Here is a 22822-nt window from a genome sequence, read left to right on the forward strand (position 1 = left end):
TTGCGCCCGTCCCATATCCGATTAGGCTCGGCCGATTGAAGCGGGCCGTGTTCCAGCCCGCCTGTCGGGGGACACCGCATGATATTCGGTCGCGTGAAATCACTCGACGCCATTCTCCTCACCGCCCAGCGCAAGGGCCTGCACCGCACGCTCGGCGCGTTCCAGCTGACCATGCTCGGCGTGGGCGCGGTCATCGGCACCGGCATCTTCGTGCTGACGTCGGAAGCGGCGCAGAAGGCGGGGCCGGGCATGCTCGTCAGCTTCGTCATCGCCGGCTTCGTCTGCGCGGTGGCGGCGCTCTGCTATTCGGAGCTCGCCTCCATGGTGCCGGTCTCCGGCTCCGCCTACACCTACACCTACGCCGTGGTGGGCGAGCTGCTCGCCTGGATGGTCGGCTGGGCGCTGATCCTGGAATATGCGGTGGGCGCCAGCGCCGTCGCGGTCGGCTGGTCCAACCACGCCGTCGGCCTGCTGCGCGGGCTGGGGATCGGCTTTCCCCATCTGCTCAGCAACGGCGATGCGCTGATGGCGCATGTGCAGCTCGCCTTCGGCGCCGCGCCCTCGGCCGATCTGCAGGCCGCGATCGAGACGGGCGGTTATTTCAACCTGCCGGCCGTCGTCATCTCGGTGCTGGTCACGTGGCTCCTGATCGTGGGCACGACCGAGAGCGCGCGGGTGAACGCGGTGCTGGTGGCGATCAAGATCACCGCCCTCACCCTGTTCGTGGCGCTGACCCTGCCGGTGCTGAACGCGGAGAATTTCACGCCCTTCTCGCCCACCGGCGCCTCCGGCATGTTCGGCGCCGCCGCCTCGATCTTCTTCGCCTATGTGGGCTTCGATGCCGTTTCAACCGCGGCCGAGGAGACCAAGAACCCGCAGCGCAACGTGCCGATCGGCCTGATCGGCAGCCTGTTCATCTGCACCCTGTTCTACCTGCTCGTCGCCTCCGGCGCGATCGGCGCGATCGGCGCGCAGCCGGTGGTCGGCGCGGACGGCGGCGTGCTGGCGCCGGGATCGGCCGAGATGGCCGGGCGCTGCGCCGCCATCGTGCGCGGCGGGCTGGAGGAGCCGCTCGTCTGCTCCAAGGAGGCGCTGGTCCACGTGCTCGACACGATCGGGTGGGAGAAGATCGGCCGCCTCGTCGGTCTCGCCGCCGTGCTGGCGCTGCCCTCTGTGGTGCTGATGATGATGTTCGGCCAGACCCGCGTCTTCTTCACCATGGCGCGTGACGGCCTGCTGCCGGAGAAGCTGGCCAGCGTGCACCCGCGCTACCGCACGCCGCACGTCGTCACCTTGGTGACGGGCGCCGGCGCCACGCTGGCGGCGGCCGTGCTGCCGGTGGGCCGACTGGCGGACTATTCGAACTCGGGCACCCTGTTCGCCTTCCTGATGGTGGCGATATCGGTGATGGTGCTGCGGCGGACCGATCCGGGCCGCGTCCGCCCGTTCCGCACGCCGGCGGTGTGGATCATCGCGCCGCTGGCGATCGTCGGCTGCGTGGCGCTCTATTTCTCGCTGCCGCTGCTCGCCATCCTGGTGCTGCCGGTGTGGGGCGGCATCGGCCTGCTCGTCTATTTCGGCTACAGCCGCAGCCGCAGCCATGTCGGCCGCGGGCTGGACGACGTGCCCGAGGGCAAGGTGTCCGGGGTGGAGCCGCCGATGCCCGGCACGGCGGGATAGAACGTCGCCGCGCAGGCCTTCCACCGCAGTCGCCGTGAGGCGCGTGCCATTCCCGCCTGCTGGCAGGATATGGCACGGCGCCTCTTCCGTTCCGCTTGACGCGGCACGCCCATGCTGGGAACATAAAGGGAACACAAGAGTCGTCGAGTCCATCATGTCCGCGTATCCGTCCGCCCGCGCCGAACGCCTCTCCGCCCTGCGGGAGGAGGTGCGCGCCATCGGCGCCACCGCCTCCGGCGCCGCGCGGGCGGTGCTGCCGTTCGGGCTGGAGACGCTGGACGCGCGGCTGGCCGATGGCGGCCTCGCGACCGGCGGGCTGCACGAGATTGCCGGCGCCACCTGCGCCATCGCCGACGATGCCGCCGCTACCCTGTTCGTGGCCGGCATCGCCGCCCGCGCCGGCGGCGCGCGGGCGAACATGCTCTGGGCGTTCGGCCGGCGCGATCTGTTCGCGCCCGGCCTGGCCCAGGCCGGGCTCGGCCCCAACCGGCTGATCCACGCCGAGGCGGGCCGCGATCCGGACATATTGGCGGTGATGGAGGAAGGCCTGCGCCACGGCGGCCTGTGCGCCGTGATCGGCGAGGTCGGCCGCATCGGCATGACGGCCACCCGTCGCCTCCAGCTCGCCGCCGAGGAGGGCGGCACCATCGCCCTGCTGCTGCGCCGCTGGCGGCCCCGATCGTCTGCCGCCGACGCCGATCCGCTGACCGAGCCCTCCGCCGCCACCACCCGCTGGCGCATCGCCTGCGCCCCGTCCGAGCCGTTGCCGGTGCCGGGCGTGGGGCGGCCGCGCTGGCATGTCGATCTCGTCCGCCAGCGTGGCGGCGAGCCTTTTTCCTGTATCCTGGGAGGATGCGATGCCGAGGGTCGCCTCGCTCTACCTACCGAATCTCGCGACCGATCGCCTGCGCCGCGCCGACGCCGCCGCGCGGCCTGAGACGGCGGATGCGATCCGGCCGTCCGCTCCGCATCCGCCCGCCCGCATCCGCGAAGAACCGCCCGTCGCCGATCCGCAGGATGATGCCACCGCCTGCTCGGCGCCGCGCGGCGGCTGGCGGCCGGGCGCGCGATGGGCGCGGGATGCGGAGGAGGACTCGTCGCCGGAGGCCGCGTGGGCGGCCTTCCGCCGCCGCAAGGCCGCCCAGCGCGCCGCCACCCAGTGCGAGATCGAGCGGCTGCCGCTGCACCAGCGCCCGCCGGTGCGCGAGCTCGGCCGCCGCAGCGAGGCGGCGGAGAACCCCTTCAAGAACGGGGCTTTTCGCAGCGGGCCCGCCGGCGGCAAGCCGATCCACCACGGATCGTTCAAGGGTCCGTCGCTGGCCAGCCAGCCGTTTGCGATCCAGCCTTTCAGGGCGATGCGGCCGGACGATGGGGGCGCCGGCGGCGGCCAGCTGCCCGTTCCCCTCGGCGAAGCATCCGGAACGGCGCCGCTCGTCACCGCCCATCCGGTCGGCCCGCGCATAGTCGTGGCCGCCGCCTGCCCCGCCGCCCGCGCGCTCGGCCTGCTGCCCGGCATGCCGCTGACGCAGGCGCGCGCGCTGGTGCCGGGGCTGGACGTGCGCGATGCGGCGCCGGCGGCCGACTCGGCGATCCTGGAGCGGCTGGCCCTGTTCGCCGCCCGCCGCTGGACGCCGACGGCCGCCGTGTCGGCCGGGCTGGACGGGCTGTGGCTGGATCTGACCGGCGTCTCCCACCTGTTCGGCGGCGAGCGGGCGGTGGCCGCGCGGATGCTGCGCACCTGCGCGCGTGCCGGCTTCACCGCGCGCATCGCCGTGGCCGGCACGGCGGGCGCCGCCCACGCGCTCGCCCGCTACGGACGCGAGCCGCTGGCGATCTGCCCGAGCGGCGGCGAGGCGGCGGCGATCGCCCAGCTGCCGCCGGCCGCGCTGCGGCTGGAGCAGAACCAGATCGACGCCGCCCGCCGGCTGGGCATCGAGACGGTCGGCGATCTCTTGGCCAGCCCGCGCGGGCCGATCGGCCGGCGCTTCGGCACCAGCCTGATCGCCCGGATCGATCAAGCGATCGGCCGGCAAGGCGAGCCGATCGAGGCGATCGCGCCGTTCCAGCCGCCATCCGCCACGCTGCGCTTCGTCGAGCCGATCGCCACCGCCGAGGCGATCGCCACCGCCTTGGCCGATGCGATGACGATGCTGGTGCGCGAGCTCGGCCTGCGCGGCCTGGGCGCGCGGGCGCTGCTGCTCGCCTGCCTGCGGGTGGATGGGGCCGAGCAGCGTGTCCGCTGCGGCACCGCCCGGGCGACGCGCGACGGCGGCCACCTGCTGCGGCTGCTGGCGATGCGGATCGAGACGATCGAGCCCGGCTTCGGCATCGAGGGCATCCGCCTGGTCGCCACCCGGTCCGAGCCGCTGGCGGCGGAGGCGATCGACGGCGGCCTCGGCGCGGCCGGCGGGCCGCACGGCTGGGGCGGCGATCCGCCCGCGCCCGATCTCGCGCCGCTGATCGATCGGCTGGCCGGCCGTATCGGCGCGCGCAACCTCTACCGCGTGGGCGCGGTGGAGAGCGACGTGCCGGAGCGCGGCGTCCGCCCCGCCCCGCCGCTCGCCGAGGTGGCGGAGTGGCCGCGCCGCTGGCCGCGCCCGGCGCGGCTGCTGTCCCCGCCCGAGCAGGTGGATCATGTGATCTTCGAGATACCCGATCACCCGCCCCGCCGCTTCGTCTGGCGCGGCCGGCCGTATCTCGTCACCCGCGGCGACGGGCCGGAGCGGATCCACGGCGAGTGGTGGCGCCGCAGCGGCGAGGCGGACGCGGTGCGCGATTATTATCAGGTGGAGGACGAGGCCGGCGCCCGCTTCTGGCTGTTCCGCCGCGGCGACGGCCTCGATCCCCGCACCGGCGACCTCAGCTGGCACCTGCACGGCGTGTTCGGGTGAGGCACCGATCGGCGCACCAGACGATGCTATATTCCGTGCCTTGCGAGGAGGTACATCATGCGGACCACGATCGTGCTCGACGACGATCAGCTTGCGCTGGCGGCGGACTATACCGGGCTGCGCGAGAAGTCGGCCATCGTCCGCTAGGCGCTGAAGGCGCTGATCGAACGCGAGGCCGCGCGCAGGCTGGCCCTGCTCGGCGGCAGCGAACCCGATCTCGCGGCACCGCCGCGGCGCCGTTCCGCCGTCTTATGATCCTGGCCGACACGTCGATCTGGATCGATCATCTGCGCGCCGGCGATCCGCTGCCCGCCGCCCGGCTGAGGCGGCGGCAGGTGATCGTGATCGGCGAGATCGCGCTCGGCAGCCTGCGCCGCCGCCGCGAGACGCTGGCCGATCTCCACGCGCTGCCGCGCGCGGTGCAGGCCGGCGAGGGCGAGGTGCAGGTGTTGATCGAAGCCGCGCCGCTGCACGGCCTTGGCATCGGCTATGTCGATGCGCACCTGCTCGCCTCGGTCCGGCTCACGCCGGGGGCCTCGCTGTGGACCAGCGACAGGCGGCTGCATGCCGCCGCTCGATGGCTCGGCATCGCCCCTCCGGCCGACTGAGCCTGCACCTGCCATGGCCTATTCCGAACTCCAGGTGACGACGCACTTCAGCTTCCTGCGCGGCGTCTCTTCGTGCGACGAGCTGTTCGCCGCCGCCGCGCTGCTCGGCCTGCCGGCGCTCGGGCTGGTCGATCGCAATTCGGTGGCGGGGCTGGTGCGCGGCATGGTGGCGGCGCGGGCGACGGGGATGCGGATGGTGGCCGGCTGCCGGCTCGATCTCGCCTGCGCCTGCCCGGAGAGCCACCCGCCGGGCGACTGCCGGAGCGCATCGTCGCTGCTGGTCTGGCCGCAGGATCGCGCCGGTTGGCGCCACCTCACCCGCCTGCTCACGATCGGCAAGGGCCGCGCCAATGCGCAGAAGGGCGAGAAGGGCCGCTGCTTCCTGCACTGGGAGGATGTCGCGGCCCATGCCGGCGGCCTCGTCGCCGCGCTGGTGCCCGATCTGGCGGACCGCGGGACGGAGATCGCGCTGGCCCAGCTGGCCGACATCTTCGGCGATGCCGCCCATCTCTGCCTCACCCACCGCCGCCGCCCCGGCGATGCGCTGCGGCTGCACGAGCTCGCCGGCATGGCGCGCCGGTTCGGCGTGCGCCCGCTCGCCACCGGCGACGTGCTCCACCACACGCCGGACCGGCGGATGCTGCAGGACGTCGTCACCGCCATCCGCCACGGGTGCACGATCGACGATCTCGGCTTCCGCCGCGAGCGCCACGCCGACCGCCACCTGAAGGGGCCGGACGAGATGGCCCGCCGCTTCGCCCTCCACCCGGATGCGATCGCCGCCACGGAGGCCATCGTCGAGCGCTGCACCTTCGCGCTGACCGAGCTGGACTATCGCTATCCCGACGAGCTGGTGATGAGCGGTCGCACGCCGCAGGCCGCGCTGGAGCAGCTGACCCGCGATGCGCTGGCGCTGAAGTTCCCCGATGCGCCGTCGCGCTATGCCGGGCTGCTGGAACATGAGCTGCAACTGGTCGCCCGGCTCGGCTACGCGCCCTATTTCCTCACCGTCAACTCGATCGTCCAGTTCGCCCGCAGCCAGGGCATCCTGTGCCAGGGGCGCGGCTCCGCGGCCAATTCGATGATCTGCTTCGTGCTCGGCATCACCTCGATCGATCCGGTGCGGCACGAGCTGCTGTTCGAGCGGTTCATTTCCGGCGAGCGCAAGGAGCCGCCCGACATCGACGTAGATTTCGAGCATGAGCGGCGCGAGGAGGTGATCCAGTGGATCTACGAGACCTACGGCCACCGCCACGCCGCGCTGACCGCCGTCGTCAGCCGCTTCCGCGCGCGCGGATCGGTGCGCGAGGTGGGCAAGGCGCTGGGCCTGCCGGAGGACATGACCGGCGCGCTCGCCGGCCAGGTGTGGGGCTGGTCCACCGAGGGCGTGGGAGACAGGCACGTCGCGCAGCTGAACCTCAACGCCGCCGATCCGCGCCTCGCCCTCACGCTCGATCTCGCCCGCCAGCTGATCGGCACGCCGCGCCACCTCTCGCAGCATCCGGGCGGCTTCGTGCTGACGCGCGAGCGGCTCGACGATCTCGTGCCGATCGAGCCCGCCGCCATGGCCGATCGCCGCGTGATCGAGTGGGAGAAGGAGGATATCGAGGAACTGGGCTTCATGAAGGTCGATATCCTCGGCCTCGGCATGCTCGGCTGCATGCGCCGCGCCTTCGATCTGCTGGCGGCGCACAAGGGCCTGCGCCTCGATCTCGCCTCGGCCGAGATGCAGACGGACTGCCCCAGGACGTTCGAGATGATCCAGCGGGCCGACACGCTCGGCACCTTCCAGATCGAGAGCCGCGCGCAGATGAGCATGCTGCCGCGGCTGAAGCCCAGGAAGTTCTACGATCTCGTCATCCAGGTGGCGATCGTGCGGCCGGGGCCGATCCAGGGCGACATGGTCCACCCCTATCTGCGCCGGCGGGAGGGCAAGGAAAAGGCCGAATATCCGAAGCCGGAGCTGGAAGCGGTGCTGAAGAAGACCTACGGCGTGCCGCTGTTCCAGGAACAGGCGATGAAGGTGGCGATCGTCGGCGCCGGCTTCACCCCGGCCGAGGCGGATCAGCTGCGCCGATCGATGGCGACGTTCAAGTTCACCGGCGGCGTCGGCGAATTTGCCGACAAGATGATCGGCGGCATGATCCGCAACGGCTATGAGCGCGATTTCGCCGAGCGCACGTTCAAGCAGATCGAGGGTTTCGGCAGCTACGGCTTTCCGGAGAGCCACGCCGCCAGCTTCGCCAAGATCGCCTACGCCTCGTCGTGGATGAAGTGCCACCATCCGGACATCTTCTGCGCCGCCCTGCTCAACGCCCAGCCGATGGGCTTCTACGCCCCCGCCCAGATCGTCCGCGATGCGCGCGACCACGGCGTGGAGGTGCGGCCGGTGGACGTGAACGCCAGCCGGTGGGACTGCACGCTGGAGAGCCTCGACGAACCGTTCCTCCCCGGCACGGGCAGGGGGACCGGCACAGCCGGTGGAGGGGGGCTGCGGCCGGATGGAACGACACCGCGTGCCGTCACCCGCCGCCCATGTCCCGCCGATGGCCCCCCTGCCCGTGCCGGGGAGGAGCGGTTCGCCGTGCGGCTGGGGCTGCGCATGGTGCGCGGCCTCTCCAACGTGGATGGGGCGAAGATCGTCGCGGCGCGCGGCGGCACGCCGTTCGCCTCGCCGGAAGACCTCTGGTTCAGGAGCGGGGTGGCGCCGGCCGCGATAGAGAAGCTGGCCGATGCCGATGCGTTCGGGCGGATCACTAGCGGCCCGTCCCGCCAGCCGTCATCCCCCCACCCTCCACCGGCGGGACGGGACGGCCTGTCGCGCCGCGACGCGCTCTGGCGGGTGCGCGGCCTGGCCGCGGCGCCGCTGCCGCTGTTCGCCGCCGCCGACGCGCGCGAGGCCGCGAACGAGCCCGCGGTGGCGCTGCGCCAGATGACCGAGGGACGCGAGGTGGTCGAGGATTATCGCGCCGTCCAGCTCTCGCTGCGCGCCCACCCGCTCGCCTTCCTGCGCGCCGACCTCGCCCGGCGCGGCGTGGTGACGGCCCGGGCGCTGGAGACGATCCGCGACGGCCGCCACGTCGAGGTCGCCGGCATCATCCTGGTGCGGCAGAAGCCGGGCTCCGCCAAGGGGGTGCTGTTCATCACGATCGAGGACGAGACCGGCATCGCCAACGGCATCCTCTGGCCGGATCGGTTCGAGGCACAGCGCCGCACCGTGCTGGCCTCGGCGATGATCGGCATACGCGGCCGCGTGCAGCGCGAGGGGCTGGTGATCCACGTGATCGCCGACCATATCGTCGATTACACGCCGCTGCTGCGCACAGTCGGCGAGATGGACTTCCCGCACCGCCCCGGCCCGGGCGACGGCGCCACCCACGGCGGCTCACCCGATCGCGGCGATCCCGGCTACAAGGACCATCGCCCCACGGATCGCGAGCGGACCTGGGCGCCGAAGATCTACGACAGCTATCACCGCGCCTTCGCCGACGGCTGCGACCCGGAAGACGCGATCCGCGTGAAGACGCGCGACTTCCACTGACGCGCCCGCGCGTCTCCCGCGGTTCAGAGCCGGACGATCACCTTGCCCACATTGCCGCCGGTGAACAGCTTCGCATACGCGCCCAGCACGTTCGCCAGCCCGGCCGTCTCGTCGAACGGCATCGTCAGCCGGCCATCGTCCAGCCAGCCGCGCAGCCGATCGGTCAGCTCCGGCCCGCGATCCATGAAGTCGGGCGAGAAGAAGCCGGTGATCTGCAGGCGGCGCGCGAGGATCTGGTCGAACCGGCGTGGCCCGGGCTGCGCCTCGGCATAGCCGGCGACGAGGCCGCAGAGCGCGATGCGCCCGTAATGGGCCATGTTGGGCAGCACCGCATCCAGCAGCGGGCCGCCGACATTGTCGAAATAGACGTCCACGCCGTTCGGCGCCGCCGCCGCGATCGCGCCCTCCACGTCCGCGCCGCGATGATCGACCGCCGCGTCCAGGCCGAGCTCATCCGTCAGGAAGGCGCATTTGCGCGGGCCGCCGGCGATGCCGATCACGCGCGCGCCCAGGATGCGGGCGATCTGCGCGGCCAGGATGCCCGTGGCGCCCGCCGCGGCCGAGACCAGCACCGTCTCGCCCGGCCGCGTCCGCCCCACCTCGGCGATGCCGACCAGCGCCGTCCAGCCGTTCATGCCCAGCACGCCGAGATGCTGGCGCGGATCCGCCACGCCGTCGTCGAGCACGACCAGTCCGGAGAGTTCGGGCCGCACCACCGATATCTCCGCCCACTGGCCGAAGGCGCGGACGAGATCGCCGGCCGCGAAGCCCTCTGCCCGCGATTCGAGCACCCGGCCCAGCACGAGGCCCGGCACCACGCTGCCGAGCGGGATCGGCGGCTGATAGCTGTCGGTGCGCGGCGTCATCCACATGCGCGTGCCGGCATCCAGCGAGAGCAGTTCGTTGGCGATCACCACCTCGCCCTCGGCGGCGCTGGGCGTCGGCGCATCGACCAGGTGGATCGCCGCGGCGAAATCGTTGCCGGCGGGATAGTCGTCGAGTTGCCAGGCCTTCATCGTCTCGCCTTTCGTGGATGCGCGCGACATGCTGGCCGGCGTGCCGGCGGGGCAACTATCAGAAACGCTACCGCCACCCCCGCGATCCGGCCCCGCCTCCCCGCCTTTAACCGGCCCTTATCTTCTCGGCGATATGATCCGTTCCGGTTGAAGATCTTCCGCCGGTGGCGGGTGTGAACCAGCTGTTAGGCATTTCACCTTAGCCGTCGTCGGAGTGTGGATCGGGATCGCTCCCGGCGTTCGGGGAGACAGACGATGGCTTCGCGGCCGATCGAGAGAGACGATACAGACGTGGCCGCCCGGCTGATGGCGCTCGTGCGGAGCGACAGCAGCGCCGGGCGCGGGGCGCTGACCGCCCGGCCCTATCTTCCGGGCAACGAGACGGCGCGCAACTTCGCCGACGCCGCCCATTATCTCTGCCTGATCCACGGCCGCGCGCCGGGCGTGGTCGATCTCGCCGCCGCGCAATATGTGCCGCCCGCCGCGCGCGCCTGGCTGGAAACCGCCGTGTCGGGCTTCGGGCGGGAACGCGGCTACATCACCCGCCTGGCCGTGGCCGCCGGGCCGCAGCCGAGCACGCCGGGCCACGCCACGTCGGAAGCCACCGTTCTCGCCCAGCGCCACGCCGCGGAGGTGCTCGCCCGATCGGAGCGCAGCGGCTGCGCGCTGGGTGCCGCAATGGCGCTGGTGCTCGACTGGCGGGCGCTGCGCGAGGTGCTGGACATCGCCGCCATCCGCTTCGGCATGGAGCCGCCGCCGCTGGCGCTGCCGGGCGTGGAGGAGACGCGCGCGCTCGCCGCCACCTTCGCCACCACGCCGGCGGCCGAGCGGGCGATGCTGTTCGGCGCGGAGCAGATCATGCGCCAGCACCGCGCGCTGTGGGATCTGCTCGACGCCCGCCGCCAGGCCCGCCTCGAACAATAGCGCCTGCCGCAACGATCGCCCGGCCTTGCGTGGCCGCGCCCGCTTTCCTATCCCGGTCGCGACCGACGCGATCGAAAGGAATGGCGAGTGCGCTTCGAAGGCACGCGGGACTATGTCGCGACGGACGATCTGAAGGTGGCGGTGAACGCCGCCGTCACCCTGCGCCGCCCGCTGCTGGTGAAGGGGGAGCCCGGCACCGGCAAGACGGTGCTGGCGCACGAGGTGGCGAAGGCGGCGAACGCGCCGCTGATCCAGTGGCACGTGAAATCCACCACCAAGGCGCATCAGGGCCTCTACGAATATGATGCCGTCGCCCGCCTGCGCGACGGGCAGCTCGGCGATCCGCGCGTGCACGATATCGCCAACTACATTCGCCGCGGCAAATTGTGGGAGGCGTTCACCAGCCCCGTTTTGCCCGTGCTGCTGATCGACGAGATCGACAAGGCCGACATCGAGTTCCCGAACGATCTGCTCCAGGAGCTCGATCGCATGGCCTTCGACGTCTACGAGACGGGCGAGACGGTGGCCGCGCAGGAGCGGCCGATCGTCGTCATCACCTCGAACAACGAGAAGGAACTGCCGGACGCCTTCCTGCGCCGCTGCTTCTTCCACTACATCAAGTTCCCCGATCGCGAGACGATGCAGGCGATCGTCGACGTGCATTTTCCCGGCATCCAGAAGACGCTCGTCGCCCGCGCGATGGACATCTTCTACGAGGTGCGCGACGTGCCCGGCCTGAAGAAGAAGCCCTCGACCAGCGAACTGCTCGACTGGCTTAAGCTGCTGCTGGCGGAGGACATGCCGCTGGAGGTGCTGCAGTCCAGGGATGCGCGCAAGGCGATCCCGCCGCTTCACGGGGCGCTGCTGAAGAACGAGCAGGACGTGATGCTGTTCGAGCGGCTGGCCTTCATGTCGCGCCGCCAGGGCGGCTGAGCGTGGCGCCCCCCGCGCCCCCGCCGATCGCCACCTTGGCCGAGCTGGACGCGGCGCGCGCGCAGGCGCGCGGCCTCGTCCACCGCCGCGCGCTGAAGGCGGCGGGCCGCGCGGCGGTGCCGTTCGGCTTCGGCCACGATGCGCTGGCCGATCTCGTCGACGACATCCAGCGCATCTTCCGCCTCACCCCCGCGCAGCGCGCCGAGATCGCCCCGCGTCTGCTCACGAGCATGACGGACCTGATCGCCGCCTACGCCCCTCCGGCGATCGGCGCGGAGGCGATCGCCGGCCTCGCCGCCCGCTTCGGCGCCAACCCGATCGCGCGCGTGGCCGGCCGCTCCTTCGCCGGCCGGCTGCTGCGCCGCGTCGCGGCCGGGCGCGGCCTGCTCGGCACCGTCGCCAGGCGGGCATGGGTGATCCCGGCGGCGCTCGGCGGCGGCGCCGCCGCCGGCTACGAACTGCTCGGCCGCCGCTGCATCAACCAGTGCCACGCCTACCTGCGCACGCGGCTGCCGGGGGCGGCGATCGCCTGACGCGACGAGCCGCTTCGAGGCCCGGCGACAAGGCGCTCCCTCCCCTGCGGCGCGGATCGGGCTTGCACCACCCTCCCGCTTCGCCACACTGCCGAGGCGGCGGCCCGGCGAGGCCGTGGACAAAAGGGAGGATCATATGCGCCTGCTGTGCCTGCTGCTGCTTGCCGTCACCCTCCAGCAGCCCGCGCGCGCGGCCGATTATGCGGTGCTCGACGGCCAGGCCTGGATAGACAAGGCCAGCAAGCCGCCGCGTCCGCGCCTCGTCGATATCGGCGTGCCCCGCGCGGCGGCGGGGCTGAACCTGTTCCAGCTCAACAGCTTTCGCCCGGGCGGCGAGGATGTCGTCGCGAAATACCAGACGCCGGATGGCGAGGTCTTCGCCACACTCTATCTCTACCGGCCGACATTCCCGGACGCGCGGCTGGCCGCCACCGCGACGGGCGAGGTGCTGAAGATGCGCTTCGGCAAGGAGATGAAGCGTCTGCCGGACGCCATCCTGCCCGCCGGCGGCGTACCCGGCGTCGCCTACCGCACGATGGTGGACGATGCCACGTTCGAGATGTCGGCCAATGTCAGCCTGGGGCTGAAGGCCAGCTTCGCCGCCTTCCTCCAGGCCGGCGACTGGCTAGTCAAGCTGCGCGTTAGCGGCCCGGAAGGTCGCAAGGACGAGGTGGACGCGGCCGGACGCGGCATCCTCGACGCCCTCGTCTTCGGCAAGGCGGCGCAGCCCCGCGCCGCGCCCGCCTACCGCCTCACCGAATGTCCGGACGAGACCTACGCAGCCGGCGCAACCCGCCTGCCCGGCGGCCCGGATGCCATGGCGGCGGCGCTCGTCGGCACCGCCACGCTCGGCAATCCGGCGGCGGCCGTGGCTTCGCCTTCGGCGGACCTCTGCGTCATGCGGCGCGACGCCTCCTCTCGCGCGCTCGTCCTCGTGCTGCGGCCCGCTGCCGGCGCCGCGACGCCGGCCTTCATGCTGCTCGGCGATGCCGGCAATCTCGTGCAGGTGGTTGCGGAGAGCGGCGCCCGCCCAATCGTGATCAGCCACGGCGTAGGCGGCGCCACGCTGTACGGACCGTTTGATCGCCCGCCCAGCGCCGACCAGCTGATCGCGATGAAGGATGGCGACACGGCCTGGTCGGGCACGCCGATCGGCACCGTCGCCTACGACCGCAAGGGCCCGAAGCTCACCCTCGATCCCGCCGCCATGGGCCTGCCCGCGCGGTAACGCCTGACAAGGCGCCGCACGCGCGTTATCAGGCACTTCCCTGGCTGACGGACCGATCCATGTTCCTGACCTTCCTCGACGAGCTGCGCGCCGCCGGCATCAACGCCAGCCTCAAGGAGCATCTCGTGCTGCTGGAGGCGCTCGATCGGGAGGTTATCGCGAGGCGGCCGGAGGAGTTCTACTATCTCGCCCGCGCCACCTACGTGAAGGACGAGGGGCTGATCGATCGCTTCGACCGGGTGTTCGCCAAGATCTTCAAGGGGCTGGAGGGCGCCGCCGGCACGGACGAGGCCGAGATCCCGGAGGAGTGGCTGAAGGCCGTCGCGCAGAAATATCTGAGCGCCGAGGAGATGGAGAAGATCAAGGCGCTCGGCTCGTGGGACGAGATCATGGAGACGCTGAAGCAGCGGCTGGAGGAGCAGAAGGGCCGCCATCAGGGCGGCAGCAAGTGGATCGGCACCGGCGGCACCTCGCCCTTCGGCAATAGCGGCTACAATCCGGAAGGCGTGCGGATCGGCGGGGAGAGCGTCCACAAGCGCGCGGTGAAGGTGTGGGAGAAGCGCGAGTTCCAGAATCTCGACAGCAATCGCGAGCTCGGCACCCGCAACATCAAGGTGGCGCTCCGCCGCCTGCGCCGCTTCGCCCGCGAGGGCGCGACGCAGGAATTGGACATCGACGCGACGATCGATGGCACCGCGCGCAAGGGGTGGCTCGATCTGGCGATGCGTCCGGAACGCCACAATGCGGTAAAGCTGCTGCTGTTCCTCGACATCGGCGGATCGATGGACCCGCACATCAAGCTGTGCGAGGAACTGTTCTCCGCCGCCAACAGCGAGTTCAAGAACCTAGAATTCTTCTACTTCCACAATTGCGTGTACGAGGGCGTGTGGAAGGACAACAAGCGCCGCTTCACCGAGCGCACGCCGACGTGGGACATCCTGCACAAATATGGCCACGACTGGAAGCTGGTGCTGGTGGGCGACGCCTCGATGAGCCCGTACGAGATCGCCCAGCCCGGCGGCTCCGTGGAGCATTTCAACGAGGAGGCGGGTGCTGCCTGGATGCAGCGGCTGACCACCACCTACCCCGCCGCCGCCTGGCTGAACCCGACGCCGGAGGCGCACTGGGGCTATTCCCAATCGACCCGGATGATGCGCGAGCTGATGAACGACCGCATGTACCCGCTGACCCTCACCGGCCTGGACGATGCGATGCGCGGCCTCAGCCGCAAGGGATGACGCAAAGGGCGCCGCCGAACAGCCGCTTGACCCCTCCGGAAAACCGCGTATCTCCGGCCTCACGCGGGTGTAGCTCAATGGTAGAGCAGAAGCTTCCCAAGCTTACGACGAGGGTTCGATTCCCTTCACCCGCTCCATCCCCATAGCCGGCGCCTTGCATCCGCTTCGGGTCAGGCTCGTTCCGTAACGGACTGGTCTGTCCATTTCTGGCACGGTGGCGCGCTGCTAGCACCGGAGCATGGAAAATCGCTCCGCCGGTCGCATCGCCCTTGTCGAACATGATCCGGCGGTCGCCGCCACGCTGATGGGGGCGCTGCGGCGGGCGGGGCATGCGTGCCGCCGCTTCGCCGACGGGGCATCGGCGCTGCGCGAGATCGACGAGGCGCGGTTCGATCTGCTGATCGTCGGGCGCGATCTGCCGGACATCCCCGCGCGGGAGCTGATGGCCGGCGTCCGCGCGCGGCTGGGCTTCGCGCTGCCGGTCATCGGCCTCGTCCGCGCCGAGCGGCCGGAGGCGATCGTCGCGGCGCTGGACGATGGCGCCGACGCCTGCCTCGCCCGGCCGGTCGCGCCGGCGCTGCTGATCGCTCATGTCAATGCGGCGATGCGGCGCGCGTCGCCGTGCGGGCCGCGGATCGAGGCGGCGCTCGGCCATCTCCGCTTCCAGCCGGAAGGGCTGAAGGTGTTCGTCGACGGCCGGCCAACCCTGCTGACCGCCAAGGAATATGCGCTGGCGCTGATGCTCTGCCGCAACATCGGCCGGCCGCTCGATCGCGATCACATCCTGGCCACGATCTGGGGCGACGAGATCGCGCCGCTCACCCGCACGCTGGACGTCCACGTCTCGCGCCTGCGCGCCAAGCTGGAGCTGCGGCCGGATCGCGGCTTTCGCCTGGTGGCGCTCTACGGCCGCGGCTACCGGCTCGATCAGGTCGCGGCGGACGAGGCGGAGGCAAGCCCGCGCTTCACCCCGCGACGATCAGCTTCACCTTCCGCCCGGCCCGCACAGGTTCATCTGCCGCTAGCCCGTTGATCGTGCGGAACCGCTCGATGCGGTGATCGGCATAGGCCATGCGGGCGGCCAGGCTCGTCACCGTGTCGCCGGGCTGCACCGTCACCACGTCTATGCGGCGCGGGCGGATGGCGGCGGCCTGCGCGTCGCTGAGCCGGCCGAAGCTCTGCACCATCGGCGCGAACGGGCCGATGCCGCGTCCGGTGGGCGTCAGCAGCAGGAAGTGATAGGCGCTGCCGCCGAGATCGTAGGCGAACACGGTCACGTCCACCGCCTGCGATCCGCTGGTTGCGCGGGTGGTGGCATAAGCGGCGTCTAGCCCGTTCACCTTCGTGCGGGTGAGCGTGCCCGGCGTGCCCGATCCACCGATGCCGCGGAACACGCCATCGACATAGGCGTCCAGCCCCGTGCCCTTCGCGCCGCCGCCGAACTGTGCCTGCCCGCCGGTGCCGGCGATCGTCACTGCGGTGGCCGAATTGCTCATGCGGAAGCCCTGCGGCGCGGTGAAGGCGATCTTCAGCTGCGGATGGGCGAAGCGATTGCCTTCGATGATGCCCTGCGCCGGATCGTCGTCGTACAGCAGCCCGTCCAGCCGGGCGACGAACGCGTCGGCGTTGCGCGGCCTGTCGCCGATGGCAAGGCCGGTGCGCGTCGCCTGCTCCCGCGCGCGGGCGACGCGGTCGGCACCGTTCGGGTGCGTGCTCATCCAGCTCGGCACGCCGCGCGCATCGTCGCCGCCCTTGATCTGCGCGTCCAGGTTGGTCTGCGCGTTCAGCGCCGTCAGCATGTCGGCGGCGGCATAGGGATCGTAGCCGGCGCCGGCCAGGTAGCGGATGCCCAGGTCGTCCGCCTGATATTCCTGCTGCCGCGAGAAGCGCAAGGTGACGAGCTGCGCGCCGGAGCCCGCCAGCTGGCCCAGGGCCGAACTGCCCGTCACCGCGCCCAGCAGGCCGGCCAGCACGTTGCCTATGGTCGAGGTGGTGTTGCGCTTGCTGGCGTGGCGGGCGGCGACATGCCCCACCTCATGCCCCAGCACCGATGCCAGCTCCGCCTCGTCGTTCATCAGGGCCAGCAGCTGGCGGGTGACGTACACATAGCCGCCGGGAATGGCGAAGGCGTTGTTCACCGGCGAGTTCAGCAGGGTCACGGTGAAATCGGCCTGCGAGTTCGACAGGCCGGACTGCAACGAGATCTTCTTGCCCACCGCCGCCACATAGCCGGCCTGCGCGCCGGCATATGGACCGCCATATTCCTTCAGCAGCTCCGGATGCGCCTTGGCACCCGCCGCCTTGTCGCCGGCCGAGATGCTGCGGGCGGACTGGGTGATGCCGTCCGCGCTGCCCATCGCCGCATAGCCGATCAGCGCCGCCGCCGCGCCCCAAGCCAGTATCCGCTTCATCGTCCCCTCCGAACATCTGCCGGAACCGGCCCGATCGCGCCCGGTTCCATTCACGCCGCGTCAGCCGATGGCGAGGAACTTGTCCCGCCGGGTCTCGCGCAGCGCCTCGCGCGGCTGGCCGGCCAGCGCGGTCAACTCCTCGCCGATCGCCGCACCCAGCGACGTGATCGCGGCCGCGCGATCGCGATGGGCGCCGCCCAGCGGCTCCGGCACGATGCGGTCGATCACACCCAGCCGCTTCAGATCCTGCGCGGTGATCTTCATCGCCTCGGCCGCCTCCGGCGCCTTGTCGCCGGTGCGCCACAGGATGGAGGCGCAGCCCTCCGGCGAGATCACCGAATAGACCGCATGTTCGAACATCAGCACGCGGTTGGCCGCCGCCAGCGCCACCGCGCCGCCCGATCCGCCCTCCCCCACCACCGCCGTCACCAGCGGCACGCCCAGCGCCAGGCATGCCTCGGTCGATCGCGCGATCGCCTCCGCCTGCCCGCGCTCCTCGGCCTGGATGCCGGGAAAGGCGCCGGACGTGTCGACCAGGCTCACCACCGGCAGGCCGAAGCGGTCGGCCAGCTGCATCAGGCGGATCGCCTTGCGATAGCCCTCGGGCTTGGCCATGCCGAAATTGTGGCGCAGCCGGCTGGCGGTATCGTCGCCCTTCTCGTGGCCGATCACCATCGCGCGCCGCCCGTCGATCCGCCCCAAGCCGCCGACGATCGCCTTGTCGTCGGCAAAGGCGCGGTCGCCGGAGAGCGGCACGAAATCTGTGACGAAGCCGGCGAGATAGTCCTTCAGGTGCGGCCGTTCCGGATGTCGCGCCACCTGCGTCTTCTGCCACGCGGCCAGTCTGGCGTAGGTATCGCGCAGCAGCTTCTGCGATTTGCCCTCCAGCTTGGCGATCTCGGCCGCGATGTCGATCGCGCCGGCGTCGGCCGTCTCGCGCAGTTCGGCGATGCGGCCCTCGAGCTCGGCGATGGGCTTTTCGAAATCGAGGAAGGCGACCATGGCAGCGGCGGTTACGGTGCGCGGGCGGGCGCGTCAACGTGGCCGGCGTCGAGAGGGCCGGCCTCGACAGCGCCAGCGTCGAGCGGAATCACGTCCGGCCCGGCGGCGGCATCGGCCAGCGGGTGGCGGCTGTTCACCAGCTCCACCAGCCGGCGGCTGTCGACATGTGTGTAGATCTGGGTGGTCGCGATATCGGCGTGGCCCAACAGCATCTGCAGCGCCCGCAGGTCCGCCCCGCCTTCCAGCAGGTGGGTGGCGAAGGCGTGGCGCAGCACGTGCGGGCTGATCCGCTCCGGCGCGATCCCGGCGTCCGCGGCCAGTTCCCGCACGAGCTGGTAGAGGCGCACCCGGCTGAGATGCTTCGCGCCGGACGGGAACAGCCAGGCGGCCCCGCCCGGCACGAACACCTCCCACGCGCGCACGGCGGCGCGGGCGCGATCGGAGATCGGCACCAGCCGCTCCCGCCCGCCCTTGCCGCGCAGGATGATGAACGGATCGTCGCCGCGCAGCGCCCGCCGGGGCAGGGAGACGAGCTCGGTCGCGCGCAAGCCGGATCCGTAGAGAAGCTCGATCAGCGCCCGCAGCCGCGCAGTGGCGGCCCCGTCCGGCCGATCGGCGAGGGCGGCGAACAGCCCGGCGATGTCGCCATGGTCCAGCGTCCTGGGCAGCGCCCGCGCGGCACCCGGACGCGGCAAAGCGGCGGAGGGATCGTCCGCCCGCATCCCCTCCTCCGCCAGAAAGGCAAGGAAGCGCCGCACCGCCGCGGATTTGCGCGCCACCGTGGCCCGCGCCAGCGGCAGCCACGCCGCGCCGAGGGTGGCGAGCGCGGTGTCGTCCGCCCCGGCCAGCCGCCCGCCGAGCAGTGCGGAGGCGCCGCGCAGATCCGATCCGTAGGCTGCCAGCGTGTTGCGCGCGGCGCCGGCCTCGGCCGCCATCATCTCCAGGAAGCGGTCGATCAGCGCCGCGTCGTCGACCGCATCGCTCACGCCGCCCACATGTGCGTCACGCCGGCCTCACGATCGCGTCATCGCCTCGGCGGCGATCATCCGCGCCTCGCCCTCCAGCCCCACGCGGCGCAGCGCCGAGACCATGCGGTAGAGATAATGCGCCGGCACCCCGCCCCAGCCGCGCGTCTGCATGCCGGTGGCGACCAGCAGCGCCACGGTGCCGGTCTGCCCGCCGTTCGCCGCCAGATCCAGCGCGCGGCTCCAGCGATCCTCCTGCGTCAGCGACAGGCCGTTCGCCTGCGCCAGCCGCTCCGCCTGCGCGGGCGCGAGCCGGCCGAGCCCGGCCAGCGCCGCCACGATCAGCTGCGCCCGCCGGCCGCCGGCCCGCCCGGCGAAGTCGGCCACCCGCCCGGCGCCGGTATCCACTGCCGGCTGCTCCGCGCCCACGGCCAGGATCGCCCAGGCGGCATCGCCCGCCCCGCCGGACATCGCGCTTACCACCGGCGCCCAGCGCGCGGCCTGCCGATCGAGCCCGGCGGAGAGCATCGCCCCAACCAGCGCCCCGGCCTCGTCGGCCAGCGCCGGATCGGGCGCGATGCGGGCCGCCGCCCGCGCCGTCAGGATCGCCGCGGCGTAGCGATCGCGCGCGCCCCGTGCGCCGCTCCACAGCGTGCGCAGCGCCTGGATGCGGGTGGCGGCGTCCGCCCCCACATAGGCCACGCGCAGGCGCCCGGCATCGGTCTGGTCGATGTCGGAAGGGTCGGTCTGGTCGGCGATCGCACCGTACAGGTCGACCAGCGCGGCGCTGGAGAACACGCCCAGCGCCGCCGCGATTCGCGCCGGCATCACCCGCTGCTGCGGCGCCAGCATCGGCGCGCGGGCGCGCCACGCCTGCACCTGCGGCCCCACCGTCATGAACAGCGGATCGGGTATCGCCAGCCCGACGGCGCTGGCCAGGCCGAAACGCCATGCGTTCAGCCGCTCCACACCGTCCCACTCGATGTTGATGGCGCGCCGGCCGTTCACCCCGGCCCCGATCACCTTTTCCGCCAGCAGCAGGTCGATGCCGCCGGCCAGCTTCTTCTGCCGCGCGTGATCGATCAGCGCGCCCGATGTCGCCGCCTCGCCGGACAGGCCGTCGCAGATCGCCGTCGCCAGCTGCCAGGCGGCCTCGCCGCTGGTGGCGGCGCCGGGGGCGGCGATGGCGCAGAGGCCCGCCGGATCCGCCGAGGCGAGAGCCGACTGCATCGCGATCTGGAACATGCGCGGCGTGTAGCGATCGACGTCGACCGACTGCACCAGCATCCGCGCGGCATCGGCCTCGCCCAGCCGCAGCAGCAGCCACGCCCGTTCCGCCACCCAGTCGACCGGATCGATCAGCCGCGGCGCCGGCGTGCGCGCCATCAGCGCGCGGCGCAGCAGCATCGCCTCCCAGCGCGAGGGCAGCGGCGCGTCCAGCCGCCGCATCAGCCCGGCCAGGAATCGCCCGTTCGCGCCGCCGAACGGATCGCCGCCCAGCCCCAGTTCCGTGCCGTCCAGCGGGCCGACGGCCGCGACCGACCGCCGCGCATAGTCCGGCAGTTCCAGCTCCTCGGGCGGCGTCTCCTCCGCGTCGGTGAGCGCCTCGTCCTCGCCCGGCACCGCATCCGCCTCGCCCGGCGGCGGCGCCAAGGCGACAGGCGGCAGCAGGTCGGCCGGCGCGCCGGCGGGCGCCGCATCCGCGCCGGGGCGCGGCGCCGCCGGTTGCGACGGCGGTGGTGCCGGATCGCCGAACCCGGGCGGCAGCAGCGATTCGGGCGCGGCGGACTGGCCGAGCGCGACGCCGCCCAGGCCGATCAGCGCCGCCCCGCCGAGCAGCGCCGCCAGCCGCTTATTTGGCGGCCGCTTCATTCAGCATCGCCTTTTCCACACGCTGCGGCGGCACTTCGGTGTTCACCGTCGCCATCACGGCGATCAGCGCCACGATCGCGACGAGGATCAGGATCAGGATGATGAAGAAACGCGGCATTGTGCTTCCTTGGGCCTTGGCCGGATCAAACCGTGTGGCGGCTTTTGCCCGACGCGGCGGCACTGTGTATAGCCCCGCCGCCATGTCGCACAGCCTTAGCGCCCCGTTCCCGCTCCGCAAGCGCCCCATCGTGCTGGTGGGGCTGATGGGCGTGGGCAAATCGACGGTCGGCAAGCGGCTGGCGGCGCGGCTGCACCTGCCCTTCGTCGATGCCGATCACGAGATCGAGCAGGCCGCCGGCCTCACCATCAGCGAGATCTTCGAGCGGTTCGGCGAGGCGGAGTTCCGCGATGGCGAGCGGCGGGTGATCGCCCGCCTGATCGATGGCCGCGCCAAGGTGATCGCCACCGGCGGCGGCGCCTTCATGCAGGAGGAGACGCGCGCGCTGATCCTGGAGCGGGCGACCGCGATCTGGCTGGACGCCGATCTCGACGTGCTGGCGGAGCGTGTCGGCCGGCGCGACGGGCGGCCGCTGCTCAAGGACCGCGATCCGCGTATCGTGCTGGGGGAACTCGCCGCCGTCCGCAATCCCGTCTACGCGCTGGCCCCCATCCACGTCCGCAGCCAGCCGCTGCCGCACGAGGCGGCGGTCGAATCGATCCTGAAGGCGCTCGCTCCATGACGACCATCACCGTCGCTCTCGAAGGCCGCGGCTACGACATACTGATCGAGGACGGCGCGCTCGATCGCGCCGGCACGCTGCTCGCGCCGTACATCCGGCGCGGTCGGGTGCTCGTCGTCACCGACGGCAACGTGGCGGCGGCGCAGCTCGGCCGCCTGCGCGCCGCGCTGGACGGGGCCGGGCTGGCCGTGTCGGTCGAGGTCCTGCCGCCCGGCGAGGGCACCAAGAGCTGGGCGCAGCTCGCCGCCCTCACCGATGCGATGCTGGCCCGGGGCATAGAGCGCGGCGATCATGTGGTGGCGCTCGGCGGCGGCGTGATCGGCGATCTCGTGGGCTTCGCCGCCGCCATCCTGAAGCGCGGCTGCGGCTTCGTGCAGGTGCCGACGACATTGCTCGCCCAGGTCGATTCGTCGGTTGGCGGCAAGACGGCGATCAACAGCGCCGCCGGCAAGAACCTGATCGGCGCCTTCCACCAGCCCGGCTTCGTGCTGATCGATCCGACCACGCTCGATACCCTGCCGCAGCGGGAGGTGCGCGCCGGCTATGCCGAGGTGGTGAAGTACGGCCTGATCGACGACGCCGCCTTCTTCGCCTGGTGCGAGGCGAACGCCGCGGCCCTGCTCGCCGGCGATCCCGCCGCGCGGGCCAGCGCGATCGCCCACAGCGTCGCCGCCAAGGCCGCGATCGTGGCGGCGGACGAGCGCGAGACCAGCGGCACCCGCGCGCTGCTGAACCTCGGCCACACCTTCGGCCATGCGCTGGAGGCGGAGACCGGCTTCTCGGACCGGCTGCTGCACGGCGAGGCCGTCGCCGCCGGCATCGCGCTGGCCTTTCGCTTCTCCGCCTGCGCCGGCCTCTGCCCGCCCGGCGATGCGGCGCGGGTGACGGCGCATCTGCGCGCCACCGGCCTGCCCGTCACCTTGGCCGACTGCGGCATCGATGCGGACGGCGCCACCCTGGTCGCCCACATGGCCCACGACAAGAAGATGGATGGCGGCCGCCTCCCCTTCCTCCTCGCCCGCGGCATCGGCCGCACGTTTCTGGCGAAAGACGTGGCGCTGGCTGACGTGACGGCCTTCCTGGATGAGGAAGCCTAAGCTCGATCGACATTCAGCTTTTTGCATGTCCGCTTATCCTGAGGAGGGTCTGAGCGGAGGCGAAGACCCGTCTCGAAGAACTTCCCAAATCCTTCGAGACGCCATTTCGACAGGCTCAATGGCTCCTCAGGATGAGCGGCTTG

The 22822-nt window shown here is 71.9% G+C and carries 20 protein-coding genes and 1 tRNA gene; 15 read left to right on the forward strand and 6 right to left on the reverse strand.

Annotated features, from left to right (window positions below; all coding sequences use genetic code 11):
* The first annotated feature begins 78 nt into the window (after positions 1–78).
* From GNT64_RS07100 to GNT64_RS07125, 6 genes are all read left to right on the forward strand, one after another.
* Positions 79–1680 carry an amino acid permease gene (locus GNT64_RS07100; RefSeq protein WP_156678874.1) on the forward strand — a complete coding sequence of 534 codons (1602 nt, stop codon included), beginning with the start codon at positions 79–81 and terminating at the stop codon, positions 1678–1680.
* Positions 1681–1834: 154 nt separating this feature from the next.
* Positions 1835–2617 (forward strand): ImuA family protein, encoded by a 783-nt coding sequence (locus tag GNT64_RS07105; RefSeq protein WP_231639347.1) that lies wholly within the window; start codon positions 1835–1837, stop codon positions 2615–2617.
* On the forward strand, positions 2538–4571 hold the full coding sequence (locus tag GNT64_RS07110) for a DUF6504 family protein (protein ID WP_156678875.1): 2034 nt from the start codon (positions 2538–2540) through the stop codon (positions 4569–4571). Before GNT64_RS07105 ends, GNT64_RS07110 begins: the two co-directional genes overlap by 80 nt.
* A gap of 57 nt (positions 4572–4628) precedes the next feature.
* Positions 4629–4718 carry a type II toxin-antitoxin system VapB family antitoxin gene (locus GNT64_RS21825; RefSeq protein ID WP_231639349.1) on the forward strand — a complete coding sequence of 30 codons (90 nt, stop codon included), beginning with the start codon at positions 4629–4631 and terminating at the stop codon, positions 4716–4718.
* 104 nt (positions 4719–4822) lie between these two features.
* Positions 4823–5179, forward strand: a complete 357-nt coding sequence (locus tag GNT64_RS07120; RefSeq protein ID WP_156678877.1) for a type II toxin-antitoxin system VapC family toxin — start codon at positions 4823–4825, stop codon at positions 5177–5179.
* A 13-nt stretch (positions 5180–5192) separates the two neighbouring features.
* The gene (locus tag GNT64_RS07125) at positions 5193–8720 is read left to right on the forward strand and encodes an error-prone DNA polymerase (RefSeq protein WP_156678879.1); all 3528 of its coding nucleotides are present in this window, start codon (positions 5193–5195) and stop codon (positions 8718–8720) included.
* Between the two features lie 23 nt (positions 8721–8743).
* Here GNT64_RS07125 and GNT64_RS07130 read toward each other — a convergent pair whose 3' ends face one another.
* Positions 8744–9736: an NADP-dependent oxidoreductase gene (locus tag GNT64_RS07130; RefSeq protein WP_156678880.1), complete on the reverse strand. Its 993-nt coding sequence runs from the start codon at positions 9734–9736 to the stop codon at positions 8744–8746.
* 255 nt (positions 9737–9991) lie between these two features.
* Between GNT64_RS07130 and GNT64_RS07135 the strand changes: the two genes are divergently transcribed.
* From GNT64_RS07135 to GNT64_RS07165, 7 genes are all read left to right on the forward strand, one after another.
* The gene (locus tag GNT64_RS07135; protein ID WP_156678881.1) at positions 9992–10660 is read left to right on the forward strand and encodes a DUF6975 family protein; all 669 of its coding nucleotides are present in this window, start codon (positions 9992–9994) and stop codon (positions 10658–10660) included.
* 87 nt (positions 10661–10747) lie between these two features.
* Positions 10748–11593 (forward strand): AAA family ATPase, encoded by an 846-nt coding sequence (locus GNT64_RS07140; protein WP_156678882.1) that lies wholly within the window; start codon positions 10748–10750, stop codon positions 11591–11593.
* 2 nt (positions 11594–11595) lie between these two features.
* On the forward strand, positions 11596–12126 hold the full coding sequence (locus GNT64_RS07145; protein ID WP_156678883.1) for a hypothetical protein: 531 nt from the start codon (positions 11596–11598) through the stop codon (positions 12124–12126).
* Between the two features lie 136 nt (positions 12127–12262).
* Positions 12263–13354, forward strand: coding sequence for a hypothetical protein (locus GNT64_RS07150; protein ID WP_156678885.1), 1092 nt, complete (start codon positions 12263–12265; stop codon positions 13352–13354).
* A 59-nt stretch (positions 13355–13413) separates the two neighbouring features.
* Entirely contained in the window at positions 13414–14592 is a 1179-nt protein-coding gene (locus GNT64_RS07155; RefSeq protein WP_156678887.1) for a vWA domain-containing protein, read from the forward strand.
* 63 nt (positions 14593–14655) lie between these two features.
* Positions 14656–14729: transfer RNA gene (locus tag GNT64_RS07160), tRNA-Gly, on the forward strand.
* Positions 14730–14830: 101 nt separating this feature from the next.
* Positions 14831–15625, forward strand: a complete 795-nt coding sequence (locus GNT64_RS07165; RefSeq protein ID WP_156678889.1) for a response regulator transcription factor — start codon at positions 14831–14833, stop codon at positions 15623–15625.
* Here GNT64_RS07165 and GNT64_RS07170 read toward each other — a convergent pair.
* From GNT64_RS07170 to GNT64_RS07190, 5 genes are read right to left on the reverse strand one after another with little or no spacing between them, the layout of a single operon-like run.
* Positions 15558–17003 carry a M48 family metalloprotease gene (locus GNT64_RS07170; RefSeq protein WP_156678891.1) on the reverse strand — a complete coding sequence of 482 codons (1446 nt, stop codon included), beginning with the start codon at positions 17001–17003 and terminating at the stop codon, positions 15558–15560. The two genes, GNT64_RS07165 and GNT64_RS07170, sit on opposite strands and share 68 nt — an antisense overlap.
* Positions 17004–17063: 60 nt before the next feature.
* The gene (locus GNT64_RS07175; protein WP_156678893.1) at positions 17064–18005 is read right to left on the reverse strand and encodes an acetyl-CoA carboxylase carboxyltransferase subunit alpha; all 942 of its coding nucleotides are present in this window, start codon (positions 18003–18005) and stop codon (positions 17064–17066) included.
* Positions 18006–18016: 11 nt separating this feature from the next.
* A complete protein-coding gene (locus tag GNT64_RS07180; RefSeq protein WP_422396624.1) occupies positions 18017–18991 on the reverse strand; it encodes a tyrosine-type recombinase/integrase in 975 nt (324 codons plus the stop codon).
* Positions 18992–19018: 27 nt separating this feature from the next.
* A complete protein-coding gene (locus GNT64_RS07185) occupies positions 19019–20842 on the reverse strand; it encodes a hypothetical protein (protein WP_156678897.1) in 1824 nt (607 codons plus the stop codon).
* Positions 20823–21044 carry a hypothetical protein gene (locus tag GNT64_RS07190; protein ID WP_156678899.1) on the reverse strand — a complete coding sequence of 74 codons (222 nt, stop codon included), beginning with the start codon at positions 21042–21044 and terminating at the stop codon, positions 20823–20825. Before GNT64_RS07190 ends, GNT64_RS07185 begins: the two co-directional genes overlap by 20 nt.
* Between GNT64_RS07190 and GNT64_RS07195 the strand changes: the two genes are divergently transcribed.
* Together GNT64_RS07195 and aroB are read left to right on the forward strand one after the other, a co-directional pair.
* Positions 21043–21582, forward strand: coding sequence for a shikimate kinase (locus GNT64_RS07195; protein WP_156678901.1), 540 nt, complete (start codon positions 21043–21045; stop codon positions 21580–21582). The two genes, GNT64_RS07190 and GNT64_RS07195, sit on opposite strands and share 2 nt — an antisense overlap.
* Positions 21579–22679: a 3-dehydroquinate synthase gene (aroB, locus tag GNT64_RS07200; RefSeq protein WP_156678903.1), complete on the forward strand. Its 1101-nt coding sequence runs from the start codon at positions 21579–21581 to the stop codon at positions 22677–22679. Before GNT64_RS07195 ends, aroB begins: the two co-directional genes overlap by 4 nt.
* Positions 22680–22822 lie beyond the last annotated feature (143 nt).

Origin of the sequence: Sphingomonas profundi (assembly GCF_009739515.1) — a bacterium.
Taxonomy (GTDB): Bacteria; Pseudomonadota; Alphaproteobacteria; order Sphingomonadales; family Sphingomonadaceae; genus Alterirhizorhabdus; species Alterirhizorhabdus profundi.

What these genes read in the sequence shown, in the direction of transcription:
- GNT64_RS07100 (WP_156678874.1), top strand. Translation starts at nt 79, where the DNA reads ATGATATTCGGTCGCGTGAAATCACTCGACGCCATTCTCCTCACCGCC.
- GNT64_RS07105 (WP_231639347.1), top strand. Translation starts at nt 1,835, where the DNA reads ATGTCCGCGTATCCGTCCGCCCGCGCCGAACGCCTCTCCGCCCTGCGG.
- GNT64_RS07110 (WP_156678875.1), top strand. Translation starts at nt 2,538, where the DNA reads ATGCCGAGGGTCGCCTCGCTCTACCTACCGAATCTCGCGACCGATCGC.
- GNT64_RS21825 (WP_231639349.1), top strand. Translation starts at nt 4,629, where the DNA reads ATGCGGACCACGATCGTGCTCGACGACGATCAGCTTGCGCTGGCGGCG.
- GNT64_RS07120 (WP_156678877.1), top strand. Translation starts at nt 4,823, where the DNA reads ATGATCCTGGCCGACACGTCGATCTGGATCGATCATCTGCGCGCCGGC.
- GNT64_RS07125 (WP_156678879.1), top strand. Translation starts at nt 5,193, where the DNA reads ATGGCCTATTCCGAACTCCAGGTGACGACGCACTTCAGCTTCCTGCGC.
- GNT64_RS07130 (WP_156678880.1), bottom strand. Translation starts at nt 9,736, where the DNA reads ATGAAGGCCTGGCAACTCGACGACTATCCCGCCGGCAACGATTTCGCC.
- GNT64_RS07135 (WP_156678881.1), top strand. Translation starts at nt 9,992, where the DNA reads ATGGCTTCGCGGCCGATCGAGAGAGACGATACAGACGTGGCCGCCCGG.
- GNT64_RS07150 (WP_156678885.1), top strand. Translation starts at nt 12,263, where the DNA reads ATGCGCCTGCTGTGCCTGCTGCTGCTTGCCGTCACCCTCCAGCAGCCC.
- GNT64_RS07155 (WP_156678887.1), top strand. Translation starts at nt 13,414, where the DNA reads ATGTTCCTGACCTTCCTCGACGAGCTGCGCGCCGCCGGCATCAACGCC.
- GNT64_RS07165 (WP_156678889.1), top strand. Translation starts at nt 14,831, where the DNA reads ATGGAAAATCGCTCCGCCGGTCGCATCGCCCTTGTCGAACATGATCCG.
- GNT64_RS07170 (WP_156678891.1), bottom strand. Translation starts at nt 17,003, where the DNA reads ATGAAGCGGATACTGGCTTGGGGCGCGGCGGCGGCGCTGATCGGCTAT.
- GNT64_RS07175 (WP_156678893.1), bottom strand. Translation starts at nt 18,005, where the DNA reads ATGGTCGCCTTCCTCGATTTCGAAAAGCCCATCGCCGAGCTCGAGGGC.
- GNT64_RS07185 (WP_156678897.1), bottom strand. Translation starts at nt 20,842, where the DNA reads ATGAAGCGGCCGCCAAATAAGCGGCTGGCGGCGCTGCTCGGCGGGGCG.
- GNT64_RS07195 (WP_156678901.1), top strand. Translation starts at nt 21,043, where the DNA reads ATGTCGCACAGCCTTAGCGCCCCGTTCCCGCTCCGCAAGCGCCCCATC.
- GNT64_RS07190 (WP_156678899.1), bottom strand. Translation starts at nt 21,044, where the DNA reads ATGGCGGCGGGGCTATACACAGTGCCGCCGCGTCGGGCAAAAGCCGCC.
- aroB (WP_156678903.1), top strand. Translation starts at nt 21,579, where the DNA reads ATGACGACCATCACCGTCGCTCTCGAAGGCCGCGGCTACGACATACTG.